18 protein-coding genes are annotated in these 23,307 nt (G+C 72.9%); 13 read left to right on the forward strand and 5 right to left on the reverse strand.

Annotated features, from left to right (window positions below; translation table 11 throughout):
- Positions 1–16: 16 nt before the first annotated feature.
- A complete protein-coding gene (locus tag ACQP12_RS01515) occupies positions 17–958 on the forward strand; it encodes a threonine ammonia-lyase (protein ID WP_433284451.1) in 942 nt (313 codons plus the stop codon).
- Positions 959–984: 26 nt separating this feature from the next.
- Here the strand turns inward: ACQP12_RS01515 and ACQP12_RS01520 are convergent, their stop codons facing one another.
- The gene (locus tag ACQP12_RS01520) at positions 985–3,099 is read right to left on the reverse strand and encodes a S9 family peptidase (protein WP_433284453.1); all 2,115 of its coding nucleotides are present in this window, start codon (positions 3,097–3,099) and stop codon (positions 985–987) included.
- A 100-nt stretch (positions 3,100–3,199) separates the two neighbouring features.
- On the opposite strand from ACQP12_RS01520, the gene ACQP12_RS01525 reads away from it, so the two are divergent.
- Positions 3,200–4,792, forward strand: coding sequence for an FAD-binding oxidoreductase (locus ACQP12_RS01525; protein WP_433284455.1), 1,593 nt, complete (start codon positions 3,200–3,202; stop codon positions 4,790–4,792).
- Positions 4,793–5,086: 294 nt separating this feature from the next.
- Here the strand turns inward: ACQP12_RS01525 and ACQP12_RS01530 are convergent, their stop codons facing one another.
- Positions 5,087–7,150: a SpoIIE family protein phosphatase gene (locus ACQP12_RS01530; RefSeq protein ID WP_433284457.1), complete on the reverse strand. Its 2,064-nt coding sequence runs from the start codon at positions 7,148–7,150 to the stop codon at positions 5,087–5,089.
- A gap of 182 nt (positions 7,151–7,332) precedes the next feature.
- Between ACQP12_RS01530 and ACQP12_RS01535 the strand changes: the two genes are divergently transcribed.
- The gene (locus ACQP12_RS01535; protein WP_357949647.1) at positions 7,333–11,685 is read left to right on the forward strand and encodes a hybrid sensor histidine kinase/response regulator; all 4,353 of its coding nucleotides are present in this window, start codon (positions 7,333–7,335) and stop codon (positions 11,683–11,685) included.
- Entirely contained in the window at positions 11,682–12,239 is a 558-nt protein-coding gene (locus ACQP12_RS01540) for a response regulator (protein WP_433284459.1), read from the forward strand. Before ACQP12_RS01535 ends, ACQP12_RS01540 begins: the two co-directional genes overlap by 4 nt.
- 4 nt (positions 12,240–12,243) lie before the next feature.
- On the opposite strand, the gene ACQP12_RS01545 is transcribed toward ACQP12_RS01540, so the two are convergent.
- Positions 12,244–12,768 carry a GbsR/MarR family transcriptional regulator gene (locus ACQP12_RS01545; RefSeq protein WP_357949641.1) on the reverse strand — a complete coding sequence of 175 codons (525 nt, stop codon included), beginning with the start codon at positions 12,766–12,768 and terminating at the stop codon, positions 12,244–12,246.
- A 67-nt stretch (positions 12,769–12,835) separates the two neighbouring features.
- On the opposite strand from ACQP12_RS01545, the gene ACQP12_RS01550 reads away from it, so the two are divergent.
- Together ACQP12_RS01550 and ACQP12_RS01555 are read left to right on the forward strand one after the other, a co-directional pair.
- Complete coding sequence (locus ACQP12_RS01550) at positions 12,836–13,738, forward strand: ABC transporter ATP-binding protein (protein WP_433284462.1); 903 nt, start codon at positions 12,836–12,838, stop codon at positions 13,736–13,738.
- A gap of 76 nt (positions 13,739–13,814) precedes the next feature.
- Positions 13,815–15,407, forward strand: coding sequence for an ABC transporter permease (locus ACQP12_RS01555; protein ID WP_433284464.1), 1,593 nt, complete (start codon positions 13,815–13,817; stop codon positions 15,405–15,407).
- An 87-nt stretch (positions 15,408–15,494) separates the two neighbouring features.
- Here the strand turns inward: ACQP12_RS01555 and ACQP12_RS01560 are convergent, their stop codons facing one another.
- Positions 15,495–15,827, reverse strand: coding sequence for an STAS domain-containing protein (locus tag ACQP12_RS01560; RefSeq protein WP_357949634.1), 333 nt, complete (start codon positions 15,825–15,827; stop codon positions 15,495–15,497).
- Between the two features lie 151 nt (positions 15,828–15,978).
- Between ACQP12_RS01560 and hemL the strand changes: the two genes are divergently transcribed.
- From hemL to ccsB, 6 genes are read left to right on the forward strand one after another with little or no spacing between them, the layout of a single operon-like run.
- Positions 15,979–17,316, forward strand: a complete 1,338-nt coding sequence (gene hemL, locus ACQP12_RS01565) for a glutamate-1-semialdehyde 2,1-aminomutase (RefSeq protein ID WP_433284467.1) — start codon at positions 15,979–15,981, stop codon at positions 17,314–17,316.
- A 3-nt stretch (positions 17,317–17,319) separates the two neighbouring features.
- Positions 17,320–17,967 carry a histidine phosphatase family protein gene (locus tag ACQP12_RS01570; protein ID WP_357949629.1) on the forward strand — a complete coding sequence of 216 codons (648 nt, stop codon included), beginning with the start codon at positions 17,320–17,322 and terminating at the stop codon, positions 17,965–17,967.
- A complete protein-coding gene (locus ACQP12_RS01575) occupies positions 17,967–18,539 on the forward strand; it encodes a TlpA family protein disulfide reductase (RefSeq protein ID WP_433284469.1) in 573 nt (190 codons plus the stop codon). Before ACQP12_RS01570 ends, ACQP12_RS01575 begins: the two co-directional genes overlap by 1 nt.
- Positions 18,539–19,405: a cytochrome c biogenesis CcdA family protein gene (locus ACQP12_RS01580; protein WP_433284471.1), complete on the forward strand. Its 867-nt coding sequence runs from the start codon at positions 18,539–18,541 to the stop codon at positions 19,403–19,405. Before ACQP12_RS01575 ends, ACQP12_RS01580 begins: the two co-directional genes overlap by 1 nt.
- Complete coding sequence (gene resB, locus ACQP12_RS01585) at positions 19,405–21,027, forward strand: cytochrome c biogenesis protein ResB (RefSeq protein WP_433284473.1); 1,623 nt, start codon at positions 19,405–19,407, stop codon at positions 21,025–21,027. The genes ACQP12_RS01580 and resB overlap by 1 nt, the downstream gene beginning before the upstream one ends.
- A complete protein-coding gene (ccsB, locus tag ACQP12_RS01590; RefSeq protein WP_433284475.1) occupies positions 21,027–22,007 on the forward strand; it encodes a c-type cytochrome biogenesis protein CcsB in 981 nt (326 codons plus the stop codon). Before resB ends, ccsB begins: the two co-directional genes overlap by 1 nt.
- A 108-nt stretch (positions 22,008–22,115) precedes the next feature.
- On the opposite strand, the gene ACQP12_RS01595 is transcribed toward ccsB, so the two are convergent.
- The gene (locus ACQP12_RS01595; RefSeq protein ID WP_357949615.1) at positions 22,116–22,586 is read right to left on the reverse strand and encodes a MarR family winged helix-turn-helix transcriptional regulator; all 471 of its coding nucleotides are present in this window, start codon (positions 22,584–22,586) and stop codon (positions 22,116–22,118) included.
- Positions 22,587–22,650: 64 nt separating this feature from the next.
- Here ACQP12_RS01595 and ACQP12_RS01600 point away from each other — a divergent pair, with 64 nt between their 5' ends.
- Positions 22,651–23,211 carry a carboxymuconolactone decarboxylase family protein gene (locus ACQP12_RS01600; RefSeq protein WP_433284477.1) on the forward strand — a complete coding sequence of 187 codons (561 nt, stop codon included), beginning with the start codon at positions 22,651–22,653 and terminating at the stop codon, positions 23,209–23,211.
- The last annotated feature ends 96 nt before the right edge of the window (positions 23,212–23,307 follow it).

Below are 23,307 nucleotides of genomic sequence, written 5' to 3' on the forward strand. Positions count from 1 at the left end.
GCGGCAGGATGGGGCGATGGAGCTCGTCTCGATCGCCGACGTCCGGGCCGCCGCCGAGAATGTCGCGGGCACCGTGGTGCGCACCCCGCTGCTGCCGACGCTCTGGGACGACGAGCTGTGGCTCAAACCGGAGAACCTGCAACCGGTCGGCTCGTTCAAGCTGCGTGGGGCGACCCACGCGGTCGCCCGGCTGGACCCGGCCGCCCGGTCTCGCGGCGTGGTGACCCACTCCTCGGGCAACCACGGGCAGGCCCTCGCGTACGCGGCCCGGGCCTTCGGCGTGCCGTGCACCGTGGTCGTGCCGGAGGGCGCGCCGCGGATCAAGGTGGACCGGATGCGGGCGCTCGGCGCGGATGTGCGGCTCGTCCCGCCGGCCCACCGGCTCGCCGAGGCCGAGCGGATCGTGGCCGAAACCGGGGCCGCGCTCGTGCCGCCCTTCGACCACCCGTGGATCATCGCCGGCCAGGGCACGATCGGCCTGGAGATCGTCGCGGACCTGCCCGACGTCGACGTGGTGCTGGTGCCCGTGGGTGGCGGCGGGCTCTCCTCGGGCGTGGCCACCGCGGTCAAGGCCCTGCGCCCGTCGGCCGCCGTGATCGGGGTGGAGCCGCTGCTCGCCGCCGACGCCCGCGACTCCCTGGCCGCCGGTGAGGTGGTGGTCTGGGAGGTCGAACGCACCTACCGGACCTGCGCGGACGGGCTGCGCACCAACCTGTCCGAGCTGACCCTGGCCCACCTGCGCGACCGGCTCGACGGCATCGTCACGGTGACCGAGGACGAGATCGTCGCCGCGATGGGACGGCTGCTCGGCGAGGCCCGGCTGGTGGCCGAGCCGAGCGGCGCCGTCGCGCTGGCCGCCCGGCTCTTCCACCGCGACGAGCTGCCACCGGGACGCACGGTCGCCGTGGTCACCGGCGGCAACGCCGACCCGCACGTGCTGGCCCCGCTGCTGGGCTGAGGGGCGGCGCCCCTCAGCCCAGTGGGTCAGGCGCGGCCCACCCGGTCCAGGGTCCAGGCGTTGACGAACGCCTCCTCGCGCCAGGCGTCGTACCGGCCGCTCGGGCCACCGTGGCCGGCGCCCATCTCGGTCTTGAGCAGGTAGTCGCCCTGCGGGGCGACCGCCCGCAGCCGGGCGATCCACTTGGCCGGCTCGTGGTAGAGCACCCGGGTGTCGTTGAGGCTGGTCACCGCGAGGATCGCCGGATAGTCCACCCCGGTCACGTTCTCGTACGGCGTGTACGACTTCATGTACGCGTAGACCTCGGGGTCGTCGAGCGGGTTGCCCCACTCCTCCCACTCGGTGACCGTCAGCGGCAGCGACGGGTCGAGGATCGAGGTGAGCGCGTCCACGAACGGCACCTGCGCGACGATGCCGGCGAACGCGTCCGGGGCGAGGTTGGCCACCGCGCCCATCAGCAGGCCGCCGGCCGAGGCGCCCCGGGCGACCAGCCGGTCGCTCGCCGTCCAGCCGGCCTTGACCAGGTGCCGGGCGCAGGCCACGAAGTCGGTGAAGGTGTTCTTCTTGGCCAGCAGCTTGCCCTCGTCGTACCAGTGGCGGCCCAGCTCGCCGCCGCCGCGGATGTGCGCCACCGCGAAGATCACGCCCCGGTCGAGCAGGCTGAGCCGGGCGATGGAGAACCAGGGGTCCATGCTCGCCTCGTAGGACCCGTAGCCGTAGATGACGGCGGGGGCGGAGCCGTCGCGCGGGGTGCCCCTGCGGCAGACCAGCGAGATCGGCACCCGCGTGCCGTCGTCGGCGAGCGCCCAGTCCCGGTGCTGCTCGTAGTCGGCCGGGTCGTACTCGCGCCCGTCCGGGCCGGGCCGGACCGGCTTCCGCCGGCGTAGCACCATCTGCCGGGTCACCAGGTCGTAGTCGTAGACCGAGTCTGGGGTGACCAGCGAGGTGTAGCGCAGCCGCACCTCCGCCGTGCGGTATTCCGGGTTGGCGTCGAGGCCGACGCTGTAGAGCGGCTCGGGGAAGTCGATGTCGAAGCTGTCCCCACCGCCGACCGGCAGCACCCGCAGCCCGGTCAGCCCGTTGCTGCGCAGCGAGACGACCAGGTGGTTCTCGAACGCGTCGACGGCCTCCAGCCGGGTGCCGGGCGTGTGCGGGATCAGCGGCGTCCAGTCGCCCGGCGCGTCCGCCGAGGTGTACGCCAGCGCGAAGTCCTCCGCGCCGTCGTTGTGCAGGATCAGGAAGCGGTGCCCGTGGTGCTCCACCGCGTACTCGACGCCCTGCCGCCGCGGCGCCACGACGGCCGGCTCACCCGTGGGGTTGCCGGCTGGGATGACCCGTACCTCGCTGGTGACCTTGCTGTGGATGTCGATCAGCACGAAGCGCTCGGAACGGGTCAGCTCGACGCCCACCCAGAACCGCTCGTCGTCCTCCTGGTGCACCACCACGTCCTCACCCGACGGGGTGCCCACCGCATGCCGCCAGACCCGGTTCGGCCGCCAGGCGTCGTCGACCGTCACGTAGAACAGCGTCGAGGCGTCGCTCGCCCAGGCGGTGCCGTAGAAGGTGTCCGGGATCTCGTCGGGCAGCACCTCGCCGGTCTGCAGATCCTTGATCCGCAGCGTGAAGCGCTCGTCGCCGGAGAAGTCGGTGGAGTAGGCCAGCCAGCGCCCGTCCGGGCTGACGTCGAAGGCGCCGAGGGAGAAGAAGTCGTGCCCCTCGGCGAGCCGGTTGCCGTCGAGCAGCACCTCCTCGCCGTCGAGCGGGGCGCCGTCGGCGCTGACCGGCGGGGTGGTCTCACCGTCGCGGACGGCCCGGCGGCACTGCACGCCGTACTGCTGGCCCTCGACCGTGCGGGTGTAGTACCAGTAGCCGTCCTTGCGGGTCGGCACCGACAGGTCGGTCTCCTGGGTGCGCCGGCGGGTCTCTTCGAACAGTTCCTCGCGCAGCCCGGCCAGGTGCGCGGTGCGCGCCTCCGTGTACGCGTTCTCCGCGGTCAGGTAGGCGATCGTGTCCGGGTCGTCCTTGGCGGCGAGCCAGGCGTACTCGTCGACGACGGTGTCGCCGTGGTGGGTCCGGTCGGCCGGAACGCGCTTGGCGACGGGCACGGGCGACGGCTCCTGGTCGCGGGTCTTGGTGGTCACGGCGTCACGTTACCGGCCGCCGGGCCGCCGCCGCGGCCGTGCGCCGCCGAGTTGCGGCGACTCGCCGGCAAGTCTTTCGAACATGTGTACGATAACCGCCATGGCGGCTGCAGCGCGTTCCACCGATCGACCCGGAGCCCTCGACATCACCCGGAAGCTGGCGGAGATCTGCGGTCCGGCGTTCGCCCGTTTCGCCGGCCCGGCCGACGAGGTGGCCGGCCGGACGGCCCGCTGGGTGGCCGTGCCGGGCGGCCCGCACGCCGCGGCCGAGGTGCTGCGGCTGGCCGCGGCGCACGATCTGACCGTGGTGCCCCGCGGCGCCGGCACGAAGATCGACTGGGGCGCCGCCCCGGCTCAGGTCGACATCATGCTCGACACCGGCCGGCTGGCGGGGATCTGGCACGAGCCGCAGGCGTCCGCGGTGGCCGAGATCGGTGCCGGCACCCCGCTGCGGGCCGTGCAGGCCACCCTGGAGCGCACCGGCCGGCGCCTCCCGGTCGACGCGCCCTCCCCGGGGGCGACGCTGGGCGGGGTGCTGGCCGCCGACGAGGCCGGCCCGCTGCGCCACCGGCACGGCAGCCCGTGCGCCCAGCTCGTCGGGGTGCGCTACCTCGACGCCGACGGCGAACTGGTCAGCGTGGGGGAGCCCGGCACCGCGCTGCTCGGCCGCGCCGGGCCGGCACTGGGCGGTGCGGCGCCGAGTGGTGGGGCCTCGGGCAGTGCGGCGCTGGGCGGTGGCGCGCTGGGTGGTGCGGTGCCGGGCGGTGGCGCGTTCGGTGGTGCGGTGCCGGGCGGTGGCGCGCTGGGTGGTGCGGTGCCGGGAGGTGACGCGTTCGGTGGTGGCGCGCCGGGCGGCGCGGCGGCCGTCTTCGGCGCGGCCGAGGTGCTGGGGCTCGACGTGGCCCGGCTGCTCTGCGGCTCGCAGGGCGGGCTCGGGGTGCTGGTCTCGGCCACCATGCGGGTGCAGGCCGTGCCGGCCGGCCGGGTCTGGGTGTCCCGTCCCGTGTGGACCCCGCTGGAGGTGCACGACCTGGTCCGGGCGGTGCTCGCCGCCCGGCTCGACCCGGCGGCCGTCGAGCTGGACCTGCCGGTGCCGGTGTCGCTGCCGCGCCGGCGCATCCCCGCGTCCCACCCGTCCGTGGCCAACCGGCCCGATCACCCGGCGGTGACCGGGCGCCCGGGGCGGCCCACCGCCGCGGGCAGCCTCGTGGTGCTCCTGGAGGGCGGCCCCGCCGACGTGGCGGAACGCGCCGACCGGCTCGTCGCGCTGCTCGGCCCCGAGGCCGTGGTCAACCATGCCGCACCCGAGTGGTGGGGCCGCTACCCGTTCGCCCCCGGCGACACCGCCCTGCGGATCGAGGTGCCGATCAACGACCTGCACGCCGCCGTCTACGCGCTGCGCGACGCGGCCGGCACCCCGGTCCCGGTCCGCGGCTCGGCCGGGATCGGCGCCGTGCACGCCGCGCTGCCCGGCTCGCTGCCGCCCGAGCGGGTGGCCTCGATCCTCGCCGCCGTCCGGGGCGTGCTTCTGGCCCGCCAGGGCCGCTGCGTGGTGGTCTCGGCTCCCGCGCCGGTCCGCCGCGCCGTCGACCTCTGGGGTGAACTGCCCACCCTGCCCCGCCTCCGCACGGCCAAGGCCCACCTCGACCCCCACCACCGCCTGTCCCCCGGCCGCCTCCCCGGCGGCCTGTAACCCCACCCCCGGCAGGTCCTCGCGCACCCCAGCGTCCCCGCGCGTCTCCCGTCTCCTCGCGCGTCTCCGTGTCGATCAAGAGGTTTGCGTCACCATCCGACCACTCGCCGACGCAAACCTCTTGGTCAACACCGCGTCGGTGGCAGCGGGCACCCTCTGCCCTGGGCCCGCCTCGTTGATCATGAAGTTATTGCCGACGAATCGGACAAGAATCGGCAATAACTTCATGATCAACGGGGGCAGGAGGAGAGGGAGCAGGAGGAGGCGGGCAGGGAGGGCGGCGGTGGGGACGAGTTACAGGGCGTCGTTGCGGAGGACCAGGACGGCTATGTCGTCGCGTGGGGGTTCCACTGAAAAGGCGATGGCCGTGGCGCGGAGGCGGGCGGCGACCACGTCGGCCGAGTAGCCGGCCAGGGGTGCCGCGGCCTCGCGCAGGCGGTCGGTGCCGAACAGTTCCCGGCCGCGCCGCCGCTCGGTGACACCGTCGGTGTAGAAGATCAGCGCGTCGCCCGGCTTGAGCGCGATCTCGGCGGTCGGGGTGGCGATCGAGTCGAGCAGCCCGAGGGCCGTGCCGCCGGTGCCCACGAAGCCCGCCCCACCGCCGCCGTGCAGCAGGACCGGCCGGTCGTGCCCGGCCAGGTGCAGGGAGACGTCGAGCTGGTCGCCGTCGCCCGGGCCGACGGCCGCCAGCGCCAGCGTGCAGTAGCGGCCGCCGCCCCGCTCGACCAGCGTCTCGTTGAGCCGGCCGAGCACCTCCGGCAGCGGCTTGCCGTCGCCGACGAGCACCCGGATCACGTCCCGGACCAGCCCGGTGACGGCCGCGGCCTGGACGCCCTTGCCGGAGACGTCGCCGACCACCACGAGCCACCGGCCGTCCGACAGCGGCACCACGTCGTAGAAGTCGCCGCCGACCTCGGCGTCGTCGCCGGTGGGCACGTACTCGGCGGCGAAGCCGATGCCCTCGACCACCGGGAGCACCGGCGGCAGGAGCGACTGCTGGAGGGTCTGGGCGACGCGCCGGCGCTCGGCGTGGATCCGGGCGTTCTCGATCGCCAGGGCGGCCCGCCGGGCCACGTCCTCCAGCACCGAGACCTCGTCGGGGTCGTGCCGGTGCCGCTGGTGGCGGCCCACGGCCAGGGTGCCGAGCCGCTGCCCGCGGGCGATCAGGGGTACGGCGAAGCCCTCCATCGGCCCGCTCAGCGGCACCTGCGCGGCGCTGCGGGACGCCTCCCGCAGGCGGGCCTGGATCGAGTCGGGCCCGGTCTCCTGGAGCACCCGGTGCAGCTGCGGCAGCACCGCCTCGTCGGCGTGGCTGGCCGCGGCGAGCCGCAGCCGCCCCCACTCGTCGCTGGTGTGTACCGCGCACCACTGGCCGAGCCGGGGCACCACGAGCTGCGGGACGAGCGCCATGGTCAGCTCGACGTCCAGCGACTGGGCGAGCAGCTCGCTCGCCTCGGCCAGGAAGGTCAGCCAGGCCGACCGGCGTACGTCGGCGCGGCGCAGCCGGTCGTTCTCCAGGTGCAGGGAGAGCCGCTCGGCGGCCAGCACCGCGAGGGGCCGGGCGTACGCGGAGGGCGCCGCGTCCAGCTCCAGCTCACCGGCGTACGGGCGGTGCACGGCGAGCGGGACGCGGAGCAGTTCGTTGCCCTCCCGGGGTTGCCGGCCGTAGCGGGCGAGCACCTGGCTGCCCTGCCCGTCGCCGCGGTCGAGCCGCACCACGCCGCCGGCCGCGCCGACCATCTCGGCGACCCGGGTGAGCAGCCCGGCGGCGAACTCGGGCAGCGGGTCGTCCGCGTACGGGTCGGGGGTGGTCTGCATGAGCTCGCTCATCGCGGCGGCGCTCGGGGTGCCCCCGTCGGTGGGGGCGGAGGCGGTGAGCGGGGCACGGACCTCGGCGGGCCGGGTGGCCGCCCCGAGGTCGGGCCGGTCGAGCCGGAACCAGACGCCCTTCCCGGTGGGCAGGTAGGTGGTGCCCCACCGGCTGGCGAAGTGGTCGACCAGCAGCAGCCCGCGCCCGCGTTCGGCCACCTCGGCGATGTCGGAGGTGGTGTTCCGGACGCCGACCATCAGCTCGTCGACCGGGCCGGAGGCGAAGTCGGTGACCGTGACGGTGAGCCCGGCCGGGTCGGCTTCGACCTCGATGTCCAGTTCGGTGCGCGCGTGCTCCACCGCGTTGGTGGTGAGCTCGGTGGTGAGCAGCAGCGCCTCGTTGAGCAGTTCGTGCAGGTCCGCCTCGGCGAGCGCGGACCGCACCAGCGCCCGGGCCGCCGCGGGCGTGCGCCGGTCGGCGGGGAGGCGGACCCGCCGGATGTGCTCGTCCGCGCCGCCGTTCATGGGCGGCCCCGCCTCCGCTGACACCTTCGTATCCTCCACCGCCGCCGCCCCGGGTGCCAAGCCGCTCCGCCGATCCGGTCGGCGCGGGACGGATCGGGCGTGGCGTGCGGCCGGAGCCCGTGGCCTCGACGTGACACGCGGCAGAATGGTCTGATGGCCGCGTGTCGGCACGAGCCTGATGGCCCCCGAGCTGAGCGAGGAAGTTGATGACCACGGCGAAACAAGCGGTAGCCGGGGACGACCACGAGGTACTCCTCGGTGAGCTGGTCGAGGCGCTGCGACGGGTCCGTCGCGGCGACCTCCGGGTCCGCCTGCCCCGACGCGCCGGCCTGGCCGGCGAGGTGGCGGACTCCTTCAACGACGTGGTGTCGCTGCAGGAGCGGCAGCACCTGGACCTGCGCCGGATCAGTCGGGTGGTCGGCCGCGACGGCCGGCTCACCGAGCGGCTCGACGACGAGGGCCTGGACGGCTCGTGGGCGGAGGGGCAGCGGGCGGTCAACTCGCTGATCGACGACCTGGGCCGCCCGACCACGGAGATCGCCCGGGTGATCGTGGCGGTGGCCGACGGCGACCTGTCCCAGCACATGGCGCTGGAGATCGACGGCCGGCCGCTGCGCGGTGAGTACCTGCGCATCGGCCGGACCGTGAACACGATGGTCGACCAGCTGTCGTCGTTCGCCGACGAGGTGACGCGGGTGGCCCGTGAGGTGGGTACCGAGGGGAAGCTGGGCGGCCAGGCGGACGTCCGCGGCGTGGCCGGCACCTGGAAGGACCTCACCGACTCGGTGAACACCATGGCGTCGAACCTCACCGGTCAGGTGCGGTCGATCTCGCAGGTGGCGACGGCGGTGGCGAAGGGCGACCTGTCGCAGAAGATCACGGTGGGCGCGCGCGGCGAGGTGGCCGAGCTGGCCGACACCATGAACTATCTCACCGATACGCTGCGGCTCTTCGCCGAGCAGGTGACCCGGGTGGCCCGCGAGGTGGGCACCGAGGGCAAGCTCGGCGGCCAGGCCGACGTGCCGAACGTGGCCGGCACGTGGAAGGACCTGACCGACAGCGTCAACTCGATGGCGTCGAACCTGACCAGCCAGGTCCGCAACATCGCCCAGGTGTCCACGGCGGTGGCCCGCGGCGATCTCTCCCAGAAGATCACCGTGGCGGCGCAGGGCGAGATCCTGGAGCTGAAGGACACCGTGAACACGATGGTGGACCAGCTGTCGTCGTTCGCCGACGAGGTGACGCGGGTGGCCCGCGAGGTGGGCATCGAGGGCAAGCTGGGCGGTCAGGCCCAGGTGCGCGGGGTCTCCGGCACCTGGCGCGACCTGACGGAGAACGTGAACCAGCTCGCCGGCAACCTCACCAGCCAGGTACGGAACATCTCGCAGGTGTCCACGGCGGTGGCCAAGGGTGACCTGTCGCAGAAGATCACGGTGGACGCGCAGGGCGAGATCCTGGAGCTGAAGAACACCGTGAACACCATGGTCGACCAGCTGTCGTCGTTCGCCGACGAGGTGACGCGGGTGGCCCGCGAGGTGGGCACCGAGGGCAAGCTGGGCGGTCAGGCGCAGGTGAAGGGTGTCTCCGGCACCTGGCGGGACCTCACCGACAACGTGAACTCGATGGCGTCGAACCTGACCAGCCAGGTGCGGAACATCGCCTCGGTCACCACGGCCGTCGCCAAGGGCGACCTGAGCCAGAAGATCACTGTCGACGCCCGGGGCGAGATCCTGGAGCTGAAGTCGACGGTCAACACGATGGTGGACCAGCTGTCGTCGTTCGCCGACGAGGTGACGCGGGTGGCCCGCGAGGTGGGCACCGAGGGCAAGCTGGGCGGCCAGGCCCAGGTGCGCGGCGTCGCCGGCACCTGGCGGGACCTGACCGACAACGTGAACTCGATGGCGTCGAACCTGACCGCCCAGGTGCGGAACATCGCCCAGGTGTCGACGGCGGTGGCCAAGGGTGACCTGTCGCAGAAGATCACGGTGGACGCGCAGGGCGAGATCCTGGAGCTGAAGTCGACGGTCAACACGATGGTGGACCAGCTGTCGTCGTTCGCCGACGAGGTGACGCGGGTGGCCCGCGAGGTGGGCACCGAGGGCAAGCTGGGCGGTCAGGCGCAGGTGAAGGGTGTCTCCGGCACCTGGCGGGACCTCACCGACAACGTGAACTCGATGGCGTCGAACCTGACCAGCCAGGTGCGGAACATCGCCTCGGTCACCACGGCCGTCGCCAAGGGCGATCTGGGGCAGAAGATCACGGTGGACGCGCAGGGCGAGATCCTGGAGCTGAAGAACACCGTGAACACCATGGTGGACCAGCTGTCGTCGTTCGCCGACGAGGTCACCCGGGTGGCCCGCGAGGTCGGCATCGAGGGCAAGCTGGGCGGCCAGGCCCAGGTGAAGGGGGTCAGCGGCACCTGGCGCGACCTCACCGAGAACGTCAACCAGCTCGCCTCGACGCTGACCACCCAGCTCCGGGCCATCTCCCAGGTCTCGACCTCCGTGACCCGCGGGGACCTGACCCAGCGGATCAGCGTGAAGGCGCAGGGCGAGGTCGCCGAGCTGAAGGACAACATCAACCAGATGATCGTCACCCTCCGGGAGACGACCAAGAAGAACGCCGAGCAGGGCTGGCTCGACTCGAACCTGGCCCGCATCGGCGGCCTGCTCCAGGGCCAGCGGGATCTCGGCGAGGTCTGCCGCATGATCATGATGGAGGTGACTCCGCTGGTCGACGCGCAGCTCGGCGCGTTCTTCCTGGCGGACAGCTCCGAGGGCAGCATGCGGCTGCGGCTCACCGCCTCCTACGGCTACGTGGCCCGCGGGCACGACGTGACCTTCGGGCCGGGCGAGGGGCTGGTCGGGCAGGCCGCCCTGTCCCGGCGGACCATCCGGGTCAACACCCAGCCCGACGGGCGTTTGGTGCTCCGCTCCGGCCTGGCCGAGACGCCCCCGGCCGACCTCGTGGTGCTGCCGGTCCTCTTCGAGGGCGAGCTGCTCGGCGTGATCGAGTTCGCCGGCGTGACCACCTTCTCCGAGCTGCACCTGGCGTTCCTGGAGCGGCTCGTGCTCACCATCGGCGTGGCGGTCAACACCATCCAGGCCAACCGGCGTACGGAGGAGCTGCTCGCGCAGTCGCAGCGGCTGGCGCACGAGATGCAGGAGCAGTCGGCGGAGCTCCAGCGCACCAACGCCGAGCTGGAGGACAAGGCGAAGCTGCTCTCCGAGCAGAAGACCAACATCGAGACGCAGAACCGGGAGATCGAGCTGGCCCGGCTCGGCCTGGAGGAGAAGGCGCAGCAGCTCACCCGGGCGTCGGCGTACAAGTCGGAGTTCCTGGCCAACATGAGCCACGAGCTGCGTACGCCGCTGAACTCGTTGCTCCTGCTGGCCCGGCTGCTCGCCGAGAACCCGGAGCAGAACCTGAGCGCGAAGCAGATCGAGTTCGCCCGGACCATCCACAGCGCCGGGTCGGACCTGCTCTCGCTGATCGACGACATCCTCGACCTGTCGAAGATCGAGGCGGGCCGGATGGACGTGGAGCCGACCGACATCCACTTCTCGGAGATCCGCGGTTACGTCGAGCAGGCGTTCGCGCCGCAGGCCGAGGAGAAGGGCCTCGACTTCCAGGTGCGGATCAGCAAGGACCTGCCGCCCGCGCTGGTCACCGACGCCCAGCGGTTGCAGCAGATCCTGCGCAACCTGCTCTCCAACGCGGTGAAGTTCACCGACAACGGCGCGGTGACCCTGCGGATCGCGCCGGCCGCCGAGAACGCGGTCTTCGACGTGCCGGCGCTGACCAACGCCCGGCAGGTCATCGCGTTCACGGTGATCGACACCGGCATCGGCATCTCGGACGACAAGCTCTCGCTGATCTTCGAGGCGTTCCAGCAGGCCGACGGCACCACCAGCCGGCGCTACGGCGGCACGGGCCTGGGCCTGTCGATCAGCCGGGACCTGGCGCGCCTGCTCGGCGGCACGATCACCGTGTCCTCCGCGCCCGGGCAGGGGTCGACGTTCACTCTCTTCGTACCCGATGTGCTGGCGCCGGACGCGGTGGTGGCGCCGGCCCCGCCCTCGCCGCAGCGCGCGGGCCTGCCGTCGTCCCTGCTCATGCCCATGGAGCTGCCGCAGCCGCAGGAGACCCCGGCGACCCGCCGGCTGGAGGGCGTGACCGTTCTGATCATCGATGACGACGTCCGGAACGTGTTCGCGCTGACCTCCGCGTTGGAACTCCACGGTATGACCGTGTTGTACTCGGACAACGGGGCGGACGGCGTCCGCCAACTGGCCGAGCATCCGGAGGTGGACATCGTGTTGATGGACGCGATGATGCCGGACCAGGACGGCTACGAGACGACCGCGCAGATCCGGCGCAACCACCGCTTCGCGGACCTGCCGATCGTGTTCCTGACCGCGAAGGCGATGCCCGGCGATCGGGAGTCGGCGATCGCGGCCGGGGGTAGCGACTACATCACCAAGCCGGTGGACCTGGACGAGCTGATCGAGCTGATGGCGTCCTGGATCGGCCGGAGCCGAGGCGAGGAGACTCCGTGACCCAGATGGCCAAGGCGCTGCTGGTGGACGACCGGCGGGAGAACCTGATGGCCCTGGAGGCGATCCTCCAGGGGCTGCCGGTGCAGTCGGTCGCCGTGGAGAGCGGTGAGGCGGCGCTCAAGCAACTCCTGGTGGACGACTTCGCGGTGATCCTGCTGGACGCCCAGATGCCGGACATGGACGGCTTCGAGACCGCCACCCACATCAAGCGGCGGGAGCGGACCCGGCACGTGCCGATCATCTTCCTCACCGCCGCCGACAAGGACGCCCAGCTCGCCCTGCGGGGCTACGCGGTCGGCGCGGTCGACTACCTGACCAAGCCGTTCGACCCGTGGGTGCTGCGGGCCAAGGTGTCGGTCTTCGTCGAGCTGTGGGTGAAGACCCGGCAGCTCGCCGCCCAGTCGGACCTGGTGCGGGAGCGCGACGCCCAGTGGCGGGTGCTCACCGACGCGGTGGACGAGGCGACCGCGCTGCTGCGCGCGGAGGACGACGCGGAGTCCCGGGAGCGCGCGGTGAACCTGCTGGAGCAGGCCCGCTGGGGCAACAACTCCTGAGGGCTCAGGCGTCGGCCCGGTCGCCGTGTCCCGTCGCGGCGCGCCGGGCCCGCCACCGTTCGCCGAGGGCGTCGATCTCCTCCTGTACGAAGAGGAAGAAGTCCCGCATCTCGGCCACCCGCTCGCCCGCCGGGGTGTCCCGCCCGAGCAGGGCGTCCACCCCGCCGTTGGCGATGTCGATGAAGTTCTTGTAGAGGCCGGTCTTGGTGATGGTGGCCTCGTACCAGGGGTTGGCCGGCATCCGGTAGCGGTCCCGCCGGGACCCCTTGACGGGCTCGCGGACCAGCATGGCGAACTGGGTGAGGTAGCGCACGGCGCCGGACACGGCCGCCGCGCTGACCCCCAGCCGCTCGCCGATCTCGGCGGCGGTGAGCGGCTCGTCCGCGCTCATCACGGTGAAGAGCACCCGGCCGGCCATCCGGGGGAAGCCGACGTCCGCGAAGGCCATCGCCATCCGTTCCACGAAGAGGTGGACCTCTTCCTCGTCCGGGCGGGGCGGGGTCATCGGCGTCATCTCCTCGGTGCTCATCGCATCCGATCGTCTCTCAGATCTCACTGTCTTCACAAGTTTATGAAACGAGCGTAGCTTCCGAAGTATGGAAACTCCCATTGATGTGTCCGGCCTGGTGAAGACCTTCGGCCGGACCCGAGCGCTCGACGGACTCGACCTGACCGTCCGCGCCGGCGAGGTGCACGGCTTCCTGGGCCCCAACGGCTCCGGCAAGTCGACCACCATCCGGGTGCTGCTCGGTCTGCTGCGGGCGGAGGCGGGGGCCGTCCGACTGCTCGGCGGCGACCCCTGGCGGGACGCCGTCGCCCTGCACCGCCGGCTCGCGTACGTGCCCGGCGACGTCACCCTCTGGCCGAACCTGAGCGGCGGCGAGGTGATCGACCTGCTCGGCCGGCTGCGCGGCGGGCTCGACCCGAAGCGCCGGGCCGAGCTGCTGGAGTCCTTCGAGCTGGACCCGCGCAAGAAGGGCCGGGCCTACTCCAAGGGCAACCGGCAGAAGGTCGGCCTGGTGGCCGCGCTCGCCTCCGACGTCGAGCTGCTCATCCTCGACGAGCCCACCTCCGGGCTCGACCCGCTCATGGAGGAGGTCTTCCAGCACTGGGTACGCCGGGCCAAGCAGGACGGCCGCACCGTGCTGCTCTCCAGCCACATCCTGGCCGAGGTGGAGGCGCTCTGCGACCGGGTGACGATCATCCGGAACGGCCGGGCCGTCGAGTCGGGCACCCTCACCGAGCTGCGCCACCTGCACCGCACCTCGATCGACGCCGAGGTGACCGCCCCGCTGAACGGGCTGGCCGACCTGGCCGGCGTGCACGACCTGCGGGTGGACGGCAACCGCGTCCGGTTCGACGTGGACACCGCCGCGCTGGACACCGCCCTGCGGCGCCTCACCGAGCTGGGCGTCCGCAGCCTGGTCAGCACGCCACCGACGCTGGAGGAGCTGTTCCTGCGGCACTACGAGGCGGTCCCCGAGGAGCTGACCCGATGAGTGAGCGTCAGCGAACGAATCATCAGCACAGCGCGGTGGAGCCTCGGGCGGCCGCCGAGCGGAGCGAGGTGGTCGCATGAGCACGCTCGCCGGCACGTGGCAGCTGGCCCGGCTCGTCCTGCGCCGGGACCGCCTCCTGCTCCCGCTCTGGGTGCTGATCCTCGCCGTGCTGCCGATGACCTACGCGACAAGCTTCTTCGAGCTGTTCCCGACCGCCGCCGAGCGGGCCGCGTACGCCGCCGGCACCGCCCGCAACCCCTCGATCGTCGCGCTGCTCGGCCCGGTCTACGGGGAGAGCGTCGGCGCGCTGACCGCCCAGCGCGGCGGCTTCCTGCTGGTCATCGTGGCGCTGGCCAGCCTGCTCACCGTCGTCCGGCACACCCGGGTGGAGGAGGAGGCCGGCCGGCGGGAACTGCTCGGTGGCGGGGTGCTCGGCCGGCACGCCGGGCTGACCGCCGCGCTGCTCGTCACGTACGCGGCCGACCTGCTGCTCGGCCTGCTCACCGCGGCCGGGCTGGCGTCCACCGGGCTGCCGGCCGCCGGCTCGTACGCGTACGGGCTCGGCTCGGCGCTCACCGGCGTGGTCTTCGCCACCCTCGGCGGGCTGACCGCCCAGCTCGCCGAGACCGCGGGCGGGGCACGGGGGATCGGGATCGCCGTCCTCGGCGCCTCCTTCGCGTTGCGGATGGTCGGGGACACCGCCGCCAACGACTGGCCGAGCTGGCTCTCCCCGCTGGGTTGGGCGGCCCGGATCCGGCCGTTCGAGGGGGAGCGCTGGTGGGTGCTGGCGCTGCCGCTGGTCGCGTCGGCGCTGCTCGCCGCGGTCGCGTACCCGGTCTCGGTGCGTCGTGACCTGGGCGCGGGGGTGCTGCCGCCCCGGCTCGGGCCGGCCACCGCGGGCCGGGGGCTCGCCGGTCCCTTCGGGCTGGCCTGGCGGCTGCACCGCGGGCAGATCCTCTGGTGGTCGGTCGGCTTCGGCCTGCTCGGGCTGATCCTCGGTGGCGCCGCGCAGGCGGCCGGCCGCTCGGTCGAGGGGAACCAGCAGCTGGAGGACATCATGGAGCGGATCGGCGGGGCCTCCGGCCTGGCCGACGCCTACCTGGGCGCCACGCTCAGCCTGGCCGGGCTGGCCGCGGCGGGCTACGGCATCCAGGCCGCGCTGCGGATGCGCGCCGAGGAGTCCGCCGGGCACGCCGAACCGGTGCTGGCCACCGGCACGCACCGCTCCACCTGGCTGCTGTCGCACGTGGCGTTCGCGCTGGTCGGCCCGGTCGTGGTGCTCGCCGTGACCGGTCTGGCCACCGGCCTGACGTACGGGCTGAGCGTGCACGACGTGCCCCGGGAGCTGCCCCGGATGCTCGGCGCCGGGCTGGCCCAGGCGCCCGCCGCCTGGGTGCTGGCCGGGCTCGCCGTGCTGCTCTACGGCCTGCTGCCCCGGCTCGCCCCGGTGGCCTGGGCGGTGCTGGCGGTCTGCGTGCTGCTCGGCCAGCTCGGCGCGGTGCTCGAACTCGACCAGTGGCTGCTGGACCTGTCCCCGTTCACGCACACCCCGCAGGTGCTCCGCGACACCTGGAGCGCCACCCCGCTGTGGGCCCTGGCCATCGTGGCCCTGGCCCTGGCAACAGCCGGCCTGGCAACCTTCCGCCGCCGCGACGTCCCGGTCACCTGACGGCCCGCCTCGTCGATCATGAAGTTGGCGGCACCTGTGGAGATCCACATCGCCGCCAACTTCATGATCAACGCGAGAAGGGGCGGGTCAGGGGGCCGTTTCGTTGCGGATCATCAGGGCTGAGCGGAGGCCGGTGATGTCCAGGACCCTCAGGAGGAAGTCGCCGACGTTGCTCAGGACCAGCAGGCTCTGGGCGTGACTGGCCTTGCGGCTGAGCACCACGAGGGTGCCGAGGCCCTGGCTGTCACAGAAGGTGACCCCGCCCATGTCGAGCACGACGCGCGGCGGGGGCTCGGCCAGCACCTCGTTGACGACTGTCGACAGCTGGGCGGCCGTGAGCATGTCGATCTCACCGGCGAGGCGAAGCACGGCTTCGTCACCCGTCCGGTGTAGCGTGATGGACAGTTCGGCACGATCCACCCGGTCAGCCTATCGCGATCTCGACCAACGGGCCCGTCGAGCGACCCGCCGGTCGCTGGCCCGTGCCGAACGGACGAGGGCGTGAGCCCGGTAACCCTCGGCGCGGGGTGCCTGCCGATCAGCCGCCCGGCGCTGACACAATGGCGGCATCGTGAGCGCTACCTTTTCCGCCGGATCCGGCCGCTACCCGGTCGACGCCCCGGCCTCCGAGGCCCTGTTCGACCGCGCCAGGGCCATCGTGCCCGGCGGGGTCAACTCCCCCGTGCGCGCGTTCCGTGCCGTCGGCGGCACCCCGCGCTTCATGGTCCGGGGGGAGGGTCCCTGGCTCTTCGACGCCGACGGTCGCCGCTACGTCGACCTGGTCTGCTCCTGGGGCCCGCTGATCCTCGGTCACGCCCACCCGGCCGTGGTCGACGCGCTGCGCGAGGCCGCCGCGCTCGGCACCAGCTTCGGCACCCCGACCCCGGGCGAGGTCGACCTGGCCGCGGAGATCGTCGCGCGGACCCCGGTCGAGCAGGTCCGCATGGTCAACTCGGGCACCGAGGCGACCATGTCGGCGATCCGGCTGGCCCGCGGCTTCACCGGCCGCGCCAAGATCGTGAAGTTCTCCGGCTGCTACCACGGCCACTCCGACGCGCTGCTCGCCGCCGCCGGCTCGGGCGTGGCCACCCTCGGCCTGCCCGACTCGCCCGGCGTGACCGGGGCCGCCGCCGGCGACACCATCGTGCTGCCGTACAACGACCTGCGCGCGGTGGAGGAGGCCTTCGCCGCCGAGGGTCCCCACATCGCGGCGATCATCACGGAGGCGGCCGCCGGCAACATGGGCGTCATCGCCCCGCGCGGCGACTTCAACCAGCAGCTCGCCCGCATCGCCCACGCGCACGGCGCGTTACTGATCGTCGACGAGGTGATGACCGGGTTCCGGGTCTCCCGCGCCGGCTGGCACGGCCTCGACCCGTCGGACGCCGACCTGTGGACGTACGGGAAGGTCATGGGCGGTGGCCTGCCCGCCGCGGCGTTCGGCGGGCGCACGGAGATCATGGCGAAGCTGGCCCCGGCCGGCCCGGTCTACCAAGCCGGCACCCTCTCCGGTAACCCCCTCGCGTGCGCCGCCGGCCTGGCCACGCTGCGGCTGGCCGACGACACGCTCTACCGCCGCCTCGACGAGACTGCCGCCGCGGTGGGCAAGCTCGCCACCGAGGCGCTGGCCGCCGCCGGGGTCCCGCACCGCCTCTCGTACGCGGGCAACATGTTCTCGATCTTCTTCACCGACGCCGACGTGTCGGACTACGACAGTGCCCGCACGCAGCAGGTGCCCGCGTTCAAGGCGTTCTTCCACGCCATGCTGGCTGCCGGCGTCTACCTGCCGCCGAGCGCGTTCGAGTCGTGGTTCGTGTCGGCGGCGATCGACGAAGCCGCGCTGGAGCAGATCGCCGCGGCCCTTCCGGAGGCGGCGACCGCGGCGGCAGCGGCAGGACACGGGGGTTAGCAAGTGAGCGAGACGGTGGTCCACGTGCTGCGGCACGGCGAGGTGCACAACCCGGACGGCATCCTCTACGGCCGGCTGCCCGGCTTCCGCCTCTCCGAGCTGGGCGTCCAGATGGCCAAGGCGGCCGCCCAGGCGCTCGCAGAGCGCACCGTGGTGCACGTGGTGGCCAGCCCGCTCGAGCGGGCCCAGCAGACCGCCGAGCCGATCGCCGCCCAGTTCGGCCTGCCGGTCGGGGTGGACGAGCGGCTGATCGAGAGCGCGAACTGGTTCGAGGGCAAGAAGGTCTCCCCGGGCGACGGCTCGTTCCGCGACCCGCGCAACTGGTGGGTGCTGCGCGACCCGGTCACCCCGTCCTGGGGCGAGGCCTACCGGGTGATCGCCGAGCGGATGTTCGCGGCGCTGCACGCCGCCCGGGTCGCTGCCGAAGGGCGGGAGGCCGTGCTCGTCTCCCACCAGCTCCCCATCTGGACCCTGCGCCGCCACGTCGAGCGCAAGCGGCTCTGGCACGACCCGCGCAAGCGGCAGTGCGGCCTGGCCAGCCTCACCTCGTTCCACTTCGACGGTGCCAAGATCGTCGGCATCGGCTACTCCGAGCCCGCGGCCCACCTGGTCTCGATCTCGCCGACCGCCCGGACGGCCAAGGGAGCCTGATGTCCAGCCGGAGGCTCGCCGCCGCCCTGCTCGCCGCCGTCACCGCCGGGACGGTGCTGGTCGGCTGCTCCTCCGGCAGCGAGGAGAGCCGCTGCGCGAGCGACGGCGTCACAATCACCTGCGCCCCCGAGCAGCGGTCGAAGACCCCGAAGGTCAGCGGCGAGCTGCTGACCGGAGGCAGCTACGACATCGCCGAGGCCCGCGGCCAGGTCGTCGTGGTCAACTTCTGGGGCTCCTGGTGCGCGCCCTGCCGGGCGGAGGCCGACGACCTGGAGGCCGCCTACCAGGCCACCAAGGCGTCCGGCGTGACCTTCCTCGGCATCAACGTGCAGGACAGCAAGGACAAGGCGATCGCCTTCGAGGAGGGGCGGGTGACCTACCCGAGCCTCTTCGACCCGGCCAGCCGGCAGGCGCTCAACTTCGACATCCCGCCCAACACCACCCCGGCGACCGTCGTCCTCGATCGCGACGGCCGGGTCGCCGTGGTGATCCGCCGGGCGATCACCCGGGACGAGCTGCAGCCCGTCGTCGAGCGGATCGCGGCCGAGCAGCCCGACGCCGGATCCCGCTGATGGGCGAGACCTTCCGCCAGCTCGCCGAGTCCGGCCCGCTGCTGCTGGCCGTCGGGGCCGCGGCACTCGCCGGGCTGGTCAGCTTCCTCTCCCCGTGCGTCCTGCCGCTGATGCCCGGCTACCTGTCGTACGTCACCGGGCTGGCCGGGGCGGACCTGGAGGGCCGGGAAAGGAAGGGCCCTCTGGCAACGCCTCCGGTGGAGGAGGGGGCCGCCCCTGCTGACGCCGCAGGCGGAGCGAGCGGCGTGGCGGTCGCGGCGCCCCCGGCGGCACGCCCGGTCGCCGCCGTGAAGGGGCGGGTGCTGGCCGGCACCATGCTCTTCATCGCCGGCTTCACCGCGGTCTTCACCGCCACCGCGATCCTCTTCTCCGGCGTCGGCAAGCTCCTCTTCGCGCACGAGCGCACGCTGGAAATCGTCATCGGCGCCCTCGTCGTGGTGCTCGGCCTCGGCTACCTGGGCGTGGTCCCCGGAATGCAGCGCGAGTTCCGCATCCGGCGGCTCCCCGCCGCCGGGCTGCTCGGCGCTCCCGTCCTCGGTGCGGTCTTCGCGCTGAGCTGGCTGCCGTGCACCGGCCCGACCCTCGGCGCGGTGCTCGGCATGGCCACCGTCGACGGGCGGACCGACCGGGCCGTGCTGCTCGCCGTGGCGTACTGCCTCGGGCTGGGGGTACCGTTCGTCGTCTTCGGGCTGGGCTTCCACCGCCTGCTCGGGGTGTTCCGCGCCGTCCGGCGCAACAGCCGCTGGGTCACCCGGATCGGCGGCGCGCTGCTGATCCTCATCGGCGTGGCGCTGGTCACCGGCGGCTGGCAGGACTTCGTGATCTGGTTGCAGACGCACGTGGGCGTGGGCGAGGTGAGCATTTGATGACGACCGTGGACGACCGGCCGTCCGCGCCGCCCGCCGGCGCGCCCCGGCGCCGGGTCAACCCCGTGCTGGCCCTGCTGCGCAACTCGTGGCGGCAGCTCACCAGCATGCGTACCGCGCTGATCCTGCTCTTCCTGCTCGCGATCGCCGCCATCCCGGGCTCGGTGCTGCCGCAGCGCGGGGTCAACCCGGAGAAGGTCAACCAGTACTTCGTCGACCACCCCGACCTGGCGCCCCGGCTCGACCAGATCGGCATGTTCGAGGTCTTCGGCTCGGTCTGGTTCTCCGCCATCTACCTGCTGCTGTTCACCTCGCTGGTCGGCTGCGTCCTGCCCCGGGCCCGCGACCACGCCCGCGCCCTGCGGATGCGGCCGCCGGCCGCGCCGAAGCGCCTGGAGCGGCTGCCCCAGCACGCCGTGCTGGAGGCCCCGGCCGCCGCCGACCCCGCGGCGATCGCGGCGGTGCTGCGCCGCCGCCGCTGGCGGGTCACCGTCCGCGGCAACGAGGTCTCCGCCGAGAAGGGCTACCTCAAGGAGACCGGCAACCTGCTCTTCCACGTCTCGCTGGTCGCCGTCCTGCTCGGGGTCGCGCTCGGCTCCTGGTACGGCTGGCACGGCAACCGGATCCTGGTGTCCGGCGCGGACAACGCCTTCTGCAACACCCGCCAGCAGTACGCCGAGGCGTCGCTCGGTCCGCGCGTCGACAGCGCCGACCTGCCGCCGTTCTGCCTCACCCTCGACCGGTTCGAGGCGGACTACCTGGCGTCCGGGCAGGCCTCCCGCTACTGGGCCACGGTGACCGTCGACCACCTGGACGACGGGTCGACCCGGACCGCCGGCTTCTCGGTCAACTCGCCGTTGCGGCTCGACTCGGCAAACGTCTACCTGCTCGGCAACGGGTACGCGCCGATCCTGAGGTACACCGACAGGTACGGCCGCACGCAGACCAGCACGGCGCCGTTCCTGCGCAGCGGCGACCAGAACGCCACCGAGGAGGGCGTGGCCGCCTTCCCGGACGCGAACGTCGACCCGAAGACCGGCAAGCGCGCCCCCGACCAGCAGGTCGCCTTCGACGGGCTCTATCTGCCCACCGCACCGGACAGCGCACCGTTCGTCGCGTCCCAGTTCCCCGCGGAGCGGAACCCCGCCGTGATGCTGGCGGCGTACCGGGGCAACCTGGGGCTGGACGCCGGGATCCCCGGCTCGGTCTACAAGCTCGACCAGCAGCAGGTCGCCAACGGCAAGCTCAAGCAGATCGGTGAGAAGCTGCTGCGCCCCGGCGAGAAGTGGACCCTGGACGACGGCAGCACGCTGGAGTTCGTCGGCACGAAGCCGTACATCACCGTCTCGGTCCGGCACGCCCCCGGCCAGACCATGATGCTGGTCGCCTGCGGGACGCTGCTGCTCGGGCTCATGGGCTCGCTCTTCGCCCGGCGGCGGCGGGTCTGGTTCCGGGTTTCGCCCCCGGTGGGTGGATCTCCGACGAGCGGTAGTAGTTTGGTGGAGGCCGGTGGGCTGCCGCGCACCGAGCACCCAGGGTTCGCCGATGAGTTCGCACAGCTCGTCGCCGCGGTCAGCGACGACGGGCGGGACGACCGGCGGGCGCGAGAAGGAGACGAGTGATGTCCGCACTCTCCGACCAGCTGGTCACGTTCGCGATCCTGGCGTACCTGGTCGCGATGATCAGCCACGCCGTCGAGTTCGCCCTGGGCAACGCCCGGAAGGTGCCGGCGGCGGCCCCGGCCCGCGAGCTGGTCGGCGCCGGCGTCGGCGGCCCCGGCGGGACGGTCGCGGAACCGGCCGGACCGGCCACCACGGACGCGGCCCGTGCCGGCCGCTCCGCCGCCCGGGCCGCGCTGGCCGGGCGGATCGCCGCCTGGATCACCGTGCTCGCCGCCGCGCTGCACCTGGGCGCGGTGGTCACCCGGGGCCTCGCCGCCGAGCGGATGCCCTGGGGCAACATGTACGAGTTCGTGCTGACCGTCACCTGGATCGGGGCGGCGGCCTGGCTCGCGGTGCTCTGGAAGCAGCCGTCGCTGCGCCGGCTCGGGCTGTTCCTGACCCTGGTCATGGTGCTGCTGCTGGCGTTCGCCGAGCTGAAGCTCTATGTGCAGGTCGTGCCGCTGATGCCGGCGCTCCAGTCCTACTGGTTCATCATCCACGTGTCGACGATCATCTTCGCCTCCGGCATCTTCCTGCTGGGCGTGGTGCCGGCCGTGGGCTACCTGATGCGGGCCGGCTGGGAGCAGGGGAAGCGGAGCTTCCCGTACACCCTGGCCCGGCGGCTGCCGGCGGCGGCCGGCCTGGAGCGGCTGACCTTCACCCTGCACGCCTTCGCCTTCCCCGTCTTCACCTTCGCGGTGATCGCGGGTGCGATCTGGGCCGAGGCGGCCTGGGGCCGGGCCTGGGGCTGGGACCCGAAGGAGACCTGGGCGTTCATCTCCTGGGTGGTCTACGCGGGCTACCTGCACGCCCGGGCCACGCCGAGCGTCAAGCGCAACGTGGCCACCTGGATCTCGGTGGTGGGCTTCCTGACCATGCTCATGAACCTGTTCGGGGTGAACTTCTTCTTCACCGGCCTGCACTCCTACGCCGGCGTCTGACCCGCCCGCCCCGACCGGCTGCCACGCGTACGGCTTCCATGGTCGAGATCTTGGACAGTTACCGTTCGGTGTGAACGGTAACTGTCCAAGATCCGAGAGTCTCCGGTGTCACGCGCCGAACCAGCCGGGGACGTCGAGGCGGAAGACGTCGGCCGGGACCATCCGGCGCAGGTCGTCCTCGATCGCCGCGACCCGGTCGGCCCCGAGGGTCGCCACCCAGCGGTCGCGCAGCTCGTCGAAGACGATGGCCGAGCGGCGGAGCCCGTCGTGGCCCCGGGCCGTCATCCGGACCAGCTTGCGCCGGGCGTCGGCGGGGTCGTCGGCGCGTTCCAGGTAGCCGAGCGCGACCAGGCGGTCGACGGTCTTGCCGGCCGCCTGTTTCGAGACGCCGAGGCGCTGCCCGAGGTCGGAGGCGGTGGTGCCGGCGGGACCGACGGCCTGGAGCACGAAGCCGTGGGCCGGGCGCAGTTCGTGATGCCCCTGCCGGGCCAGTTCGGCGTGCAGGTCGTCGATGAGCGCGCGGAAGCCGGCGAGCAGGAGCAGCGGGAGCGCGAAGCCCGGGCGGTCAGGTGTTGCCATGTTCGACAACCTCGTTTACTGTTTCGTCAACCACGTTGACTATCTTACGCGAGGGGTACCCGTCATGTCCCGGCCCGCCTTCACCGCCCACACCCCCGACACCGCACCCGCCGCCGCCCGCTCCACGATGACCAACATCCACCGCAAGTTCGGTCACCTGCCCGGCGCGGTGGCCCTCATGGCCGAGTCGCCCGAACTGCTCAAGGGCTTCCTCACCGCGAACGCCGTCTTCGAGTCCACCGACCTCGATCCGGTGGCACGTGAGGTGGTGGTGCTGACCGTCGCCACCCGCAACGAGTGCCACCTCTGCGTGGCCATGCACACCGCGACACTCACCCGGCACGGCGCGGCGCCCGAGCTGATCGAGGCGCTGCGGGCCGGCGCCGCCCTGCCCGACCCGCGCCTGGAGGCGCTGCGCCGGTTCACCGTCGCCGTGCTCGACCACCGGGGCGCCGTCCCCGACGACGGGCTGGACGCCTTCCTGGCCGCCGGCTGGCAGACCCGGCACGCGCTGGACGTGGTGCTCGGCGTCGGGACGTACACGATCTCGACCTTCGCCAACCGCCTGACCGGCGCCCCGCTCGACCCGCCGCTCGCCGCCTACGCCTGGGAGCCGGCCGCCTGACCCGCCGGGCCGGCGCACGGATGGGTGGGCAGGCACACAGCCGTCACGCCGACCCGGCGTGGGCAGTGCGGGAAGCCGTGCGGGAGACTGGCGGGC

Source organism: Micromonospora sp. CA-244673 (assembly GCF_050948395.1).
GTDB lineage: Bacteria > Actinomycetota > Actinomycetes > Mycobacteriales > Micromonosporaceae > Micromonospora.

Bases quoted from the DNA above. Each gene is read 5' to 3' on its own strand.
- resB (WP_433284473.1), top strand. From the start codon at position 19,405: ATGACGACCGTGGACGACCGGCCGTCCGCGCCGCCCGCCGGCGCGCCC.
- ACQP12_RS01550 (WP_433284462.1), top strand. From the start codon at position 12,836: ATGGAAACTCCCATTGATGTGTCCGGCCTGGTGAAGACCTTCGGCCGG.
- ACQP12_RS01580 (WP_433284471.1), top strand. From the start codon at position 18,539: ATGGGCGAGACCTTCCGCCAGCTCGCCGAGTCCGGCCCGCTGCTGCTG.
- ccsB (WP_433284475.1), top strand. From the start codon at position 21,027: ATGTCCGCACTCTCCGACCAGCTGGTCACGTTCGCGATCCTGGCGTAC.
- ACQP12_RS01555 (WP_433284464.1), top strand. From the start codon at position 13,815: ATGAGCACGCTCGCCGGCACGTGGCAGCTGGCCCGGCTCGTCCTGCGC.
- ACQP12_RS01535 (WP_357949647.1), top strand. From the start codon at position 7,333: ATGACCACGGCGAAACAAGCGGTAGCCGGGGACGACCACGAGGTACTC.
- ACQP12_RS01575 (WP_433284469.1), top strand. From the start codon at position 17,967: ATGTCCAGCCGGAGGCTCGCCGCCGCCCTGCTCGCCGCCGTCACCGCC.
- ACQP12_RS01525 (WP_433284455.1), top strand. From the start codon at position 3,200: ATGGCGGCTGCAGCGCGTTCCACCGATCGACCCGGAGCCCTCGACATC.
- ACQP12_RS01515 (WP_433284451.1), top strand. From the start codon at position 17: ATGGAGCTCGTCTCGATCGCCGACGTCCGGGCCGCCGCCGAGAATGTC.
- ACQP12_RS01600 (WP_433284477.1), top strand. From the start codon at position 22,651: ATGTCCCGGCCCGCCTTCACCGCCCACACCCCCGACACCGCACCCGCC.
- ACQP12_RS01545 (WP_357949641.1), bottom strand. From the start codon at position 12,768: ATGAGCACCGAGGAGATGACGCCGATGACCCCGCCCCGCCCGGACGAG.
- ACQP12_RS01595 (WP_357949615.1), bottom strand. From the start codon at position 22,586: ATGGCAACACCTGACCGCCCGGGCTTCGCGCTCCCGCTGCTCCTGCTC.